The organism is Nostoc linckia z4 (assembly GCF_002608075.1).
Lineage (GTDB): Bacteria > Cyanobacteriota > Cyanobacteriia > Cyanobacteriales > Nostocaceae > Nostoc > Nostoc linckia.
The window spans coordinates 1-5,706 of sequence record NZ_LAHA01000126.1; the positions used below are offsets into that span (position 1 = coordinate 1).

A 5,706-nucleotide genomic window follows, 5' to 3' on the forward strand; every position below is an offset into this window, starting at 1 on the left:
GAACTAGCTCAGACGATTTGATTTTTGGCTTTGCTAGTAATGACACCATTGTTGCTGGTGGCGGAAACGATGAACTTTACGGCGGTTTGGGTACTGATAATCTCACAGGTGGTGCGGGTAATGATATTTTTGTGCTTGCGCCAAATCAAGGTAGAGATACAATCAAAGATTTCAACATTAATGAAGATTTGATTGGTTTATCAGGTGGTATTAGTTATGCAAATTTGTCCATTACTCAAAGCAACAATGATACTTTAATTAAGATTGGGAATGTAAATTTTGCTTTGTTAACTGGAATTACAGCTTCAACTTTAAACTCTAGTCATTTTATTACTTACTAATACTCTGTCGCATTAATTTTGTAGGAAAAAATGTTTGTAGTAAGGACTTTAGTCCTTGATTTTTAAACACTAAAGTGCTTACTACGAAGGTATCAGAACTAATGCTCTGCCAACCCAAAAATGCTGGGTGAGGGCTGGGGAAAGGGAAAGGGGTAAAGGGTAAGACTTTTTCATAAATCAAATCAGATTCTTATAGATTGGTAGGGGCGTACATCTCTAAATTTAAATTTTTAGAATATTTAAGCGATCGCAGTAATAATACAGTAGAAAATATCACGATTTTAGCATATTTTTGTACTTATTTATTATATTCCTTTTTGACCTCAAAACAAACTTGTGAATTACTGATTCCATACCTAAATAGAATCAGTCAACAGTCAACAGTCAACATTACTTTCCAGCCCAATATAATGCCAGCAACAAACTTCTAAAACGCAAATTAATTTTACTCAGGAGTTATCAATGCCAAACCAAAATATTATTTTTATTGATGGAGCAGTTACCGACTACCAAAGTTTGATTGCTGGCATTCAACCAGGGACTACTGTAGTAATCCTTGACTCAAATCAAGATGGAGTAGAACAAATCACTCAAGCTTTGCAGGGCGGCACATATCAATCAGTGCAGATTATTTCCCACGGCAGTATAGGAACTTTACAACTGGGAACAACCAAACTCAATGCCAGCAATTTGAATTCATACAGCAATCAATTGCAACAGTGGAGAAAATATTTAACTGAGGATGCCGACATTCTGCTTTACGGTTGTAATGTGGCATCTGGAAATCAAACTTTTTTACAGCTTTTAAGCCAAATCACAGGTGCAGACATAGCAGCTTCTGATGACATCACCGGGAATGCTGAATTGGGGGGTGACTGGGATTTAGAAGTGAAGGTTGGAGAGATTGAGTCAGATTTAGCCTTGACACCGCAAGTAACTAAGGCTTACCGCTCAATATTACCCTTATCGTTTGCAACTGCTAGCAACTTTTATGTGGGAAGCGGCCCCCGTTCCATAACATTGGGTGATTTTAACAAAGACGGCAATTCTGACCTGGCGGTGGCAAATGCAGGCTCCGACACTGTTTCAGTATTGTTGGGCAATGGCACTGGTGGCTTTGGAACCGCTAACAACTTTGATGTGGGAAGCAGTCCCGCTTCCCTAGCAGTGGGAGACTTCAACAAAGACGGCAACTCTGATTTAGTGGTGGCTAATATTAACTCTAATAATGTTTCAGTGTTGTTAGGTAATGGTAATGGTGGTTTTGGAACTGCTAACAACTTTAATGTAGGAATCGGTTCGTTTTCTGTAACAGTGGGGGACTTTAACAAAGACGGCAACTCTGACTTGGCAGTAGCAAATGCAGACAGCAATAATGTTTCAGTGCTGTTAGGCAATGGTAGTGGTAGTTTTGCAACTGCCAACAACTTTGACGTGGGAACCTCTCCCCGTTTTTTGACGGTGGGAGATTTTAACAATGATGGCAACTCTGACTTAGTGGTGGCTAACAACGACTCCAGCAACATTTCAGTACTTTTGGGCAATGGTAGTGGTGGTTTTGGGGTTGCCAACAACTTTGACGTGGGAGTCTCTCCCATTTCCGTAGCAGTGGGAGACTTCAACAAAGACGGCAATTCTGACTTAGCAGTAGCTAATTCTATCACCAACAACGTTTCAGTGCTGTTGGGCAATGGTACTGGTGGCTTTGGAGCTGCCAGCAACTTTAATGTGGGAGACATTGCTTTGTTCGTGATAACGGGGGACTTTGATAAAGATGGCAACTCTGACCTAGTTGTAACCAACTTTGACAAAGTTTCAGTACTCTCAGGTAATGGTACTGGTAGTTTTGCTCCTGCTGGCATTTTTAACGTAGAAAACCATCCCAGTTCGGCGATTTTAGGTGACTTCAACAAAGATGGAAGCTCTGACTTAGCGGTGGCAAATTCATTCTCGGCCAATGTTTCAGTTCTGCTCAATACTACTAATATGCCCAATACAGCCCCAACACTAGACAATACTGGTAATCCCAGACTTTCTGCCATTGCTCACAACATCAGCGATAGCAATAATTCTGGGACTTTAATTTCTGCCATCCTTGCTAGAGGTGCAGGTGGCAACCCCATCACCGATCCTGACACAGGTGCAGTGGAAGGAATTGCCGTCATTGGTGTAGATAATACCAACGGTATTTGGCAATACTCCATAAATGACAGTGGTAACTGGATTAATTTTGTTGTATCGGATACTTCTGCTACCTTGCTCAAAGATACGGGAAAAATTCGTTTTGTCCCCAACGCTGGCTACAAAGGTACAGCGGAATTTGCTTTTCGGGCTTGGGATACCTCAGACGGCAACGTTAGTGGCACTACTAATGTAGTTCTCGGCGTTGGTGGAGGTACAACAGCTTACAGTATTGATACTGAAACTGCTAGTATCTCAATTATCCCAAATACTTATGATGTCGGATTAAGACCCTATTCCATTGTTGTTGGCGACTTTGACAAAGATGGAAAAACAGATTTGGTAACGGCAAACAAGTCCTCTCAAACTGTTTCGGTACTTTTGGGAAAGGGTGATGGCACTTTTAACCCTGCCAGTAACTTTAGTACCGTGGGGTTCAATGGCTTAAGTCCTTCTTCGGTGGCTGTAGCCGACTTCAACAAAGATGGAAAATTGGATCTGGTAACGGCCAACAGTATCTCAAATAACATTTCATTGCTGCTTGGCAAGGGTGATGGCAGTTTTCAAACTGCTGTGAATTTTCCTTTGGAGTCAGCCTCAGCACCCATATCTATTGCAGTGGGGGACTTCAACAAAGATGGAAAATCTGACATTGTAACGGTAAACAATGCCTCTCAAAATATTTCGGTGCTGTTGGGAGATGGTGTTGGCGGCTTTGGAACTGCCAAAAACTATAAAGTTCCTAGCCGTCCTAGTTCGGTGACAGTGGGAGACTTCAACAAAGATGGAAAATCTGACCTGGCGGTGACAAGTTCTTACTTCAACAATGTTTCAATACTGTTGGGAAATGTTGACGGTACTTTTAATTCAGCCACACAATTTGATGTGGGAATCAATCCTAATTTTGTTGTTACAGGGGATTTCAATAATGACAACAAATTAGATTTGGCGGTGGCAAATTCCGACTCTCACAATGTCTCAATACTGTTGGGTAATGGTGCTGGTGGCTTTGGAATTGCCACTAACTTTGATGTGGGATTAAATCCTGTATCTGTTACAGTGATTGATTTTGACAATGACGGTAAATCCGATCTGGCAGTGGCGAATGCAGGCTCAGACACAATTTCAGTACTGTTGGGAGATGGCAACGGTGGCTTTGGAGTTGCCACTAACTTTGGTGTGGGGACAAAACCCTATGCTCTCACCGTGGGCGATTTCAACAAAGATGGTCAATCTGATTTGGCAGTGGCAAACAGCGAATCTAAAAACGTTTCCCTGGTATATGCTGATGATGAAACCTATGAACCCGTCCCTCCGCAACCGATACTCATCAACGAAATTCTGTTCGATCCTCCAAGTACAGATACCTCGAAGGAATATATCGAATTGCGTGGTACTCCGGGTGCGATTTTAGCACCTGGAACTTATTTAGTTGCTATTGAGGGTGATTCTGGCTCGTCTAACCCCGGCAATGTTCAAGATATTTTTAATTTGTCTGGTAAGCAATTTGGTAGCAATGGGCTGTTGGTTCTTCTGCAAAAAGGTAATAGTTATGCAGTTAATCCCAATTCAAATGTAGTAACTAATACTGGAACTGGAGCCGGATGGGGAAGCGGGGCTTCAAGTTCGGTGGGTCACATTGGTCAGTCAAATGCAAATGACATTGAAAATGGGTCTGTTAGCTTTTTTCTTATTCAAACTACCACAGCACCTAACCTCAGCAATGATATTGACTCCAATGACGATGGTATTGCTGATGGTGCTACTTACTCAAATTGGACAGTGCTGGATTCCGTGGCGGTTTTAGATGGGGGAACTACAGATATAGCATACGGCTCCATTGTATTCAGAAAAAATTCTGGCGGTTCAGTTCCAACGAATGCCACAGTTGTTGACACCTCATTTACCACTGGATATGTAGGGCGTTCTGGTAATACCACGGGTGCAACAGCGTCAGATTGGGTGGCAAGTATAATTACTGGCACTGCACCAAATTTATCATTAGGAAATGCCAGTAACACATCACCAGGAAGCTTTGCTAGTCAACCGCTAAATCACATAGGTGATACTAACTTTGCTCCTCCTACTAATATCAATTACGCAATTTCCACTACTACCCCAACTGTGACTGAAGGTAATAGCAGCAGCCAAACTGTTACTTTCACCGTTACTCGCAGTGGTAATACTGCTATTGCCAGTACTGTAAATTATGCCTTGGATGGCACGGCAACTTTTACCAGTGATTACAACAGTATTAAAGTTGCAGGTGTGACAAGTGCTGTATCTGGAACTTTAATCTTTGCGGCTGGGGAAACAACAAAGACTATTACATTTAACGTTTTGGGTGATAAGGTGACTGAAGTTGATGAAACCATCAATTTGACGCTGAGTCATCCGAATCAGTTAACTCCTGTTACCAATCCAGCCACAGTTACCATAGTTAATGATGACAACCCGCCCACTATTTCCATTGCAAATAAAAGCGGTAACGAAAGCATTGGTAGTTTATCTTTTGTTGTCCAACTCTCCAATGCCAGCAGTGATGTCATTACAGTGGATTACAACACTAGTAATGATACTGCGATCGCTAACGTTGATTACACCCCAGCCACAGGAACCCTAACCTTCAACCCTGGAGTTACCACTCAAACAATTACGGTGTCAATTCTCGACGATTTTGTGGACGAAGCCAACGAGCACTTTTTTGTCAATCTCACAAACCCCACCAATGCCACCATTGCCGATTTACAAGCTAATGGTACTATCACTGACAACGATACACCAGGTATTACAATCTCTCCTGTGAATGCACTTGTAACTACCGAAGCTGGTGGCAGTGCTAACTTTACTATTCAACTCGATACCCAACCCACTGCTGATGTCACGATAAATTTGAGTAGTTCCAATGTCAATGAAGGCACTATTTCAGCTACTAGCGTCACATTTACTGCTGCTAACTGGAATACGCCCCAAACCATCACAGTTACAGGTGTTAATGATGGCATTGCAGATGGTAATACTACTTACCAAATTATTACTGCCAAAGCCGTTAGTAGTGATGCTAAATATAACAATTTAAATGCTGACGATGTTGATGTTGTCAATATTAAAAGTGGCAATCAAGTTAATAGTATTATCACAGGTTCAGCTTCAGCTGATAACTTACAGGGAACTAGCTCAGACG

At 41.9% G+C, this 5,706-nt stretch carries 1 protein-coding gene and 1 pseudogene; both read left to right on the forward strand.

Annotation, left to right across the window (positions count from 1 at the left end; translation table 11 throughout):
• Positions 1-341: pseudogene (locus VF06_RS43455) on the forward strand (beta strand repeat-containing protein); the annotation flags it as partial.
• A gap of 462 nt (positions 342-803) precedes the next feature.
• Positions 804-5,706: FG-GAP-like repeat-containing protein (locus VF06_RS38645; RefSeq protein WP_099084312.1), on the forward strand; the 4,903-nt coding region annotated here is incomplete at its 3' end.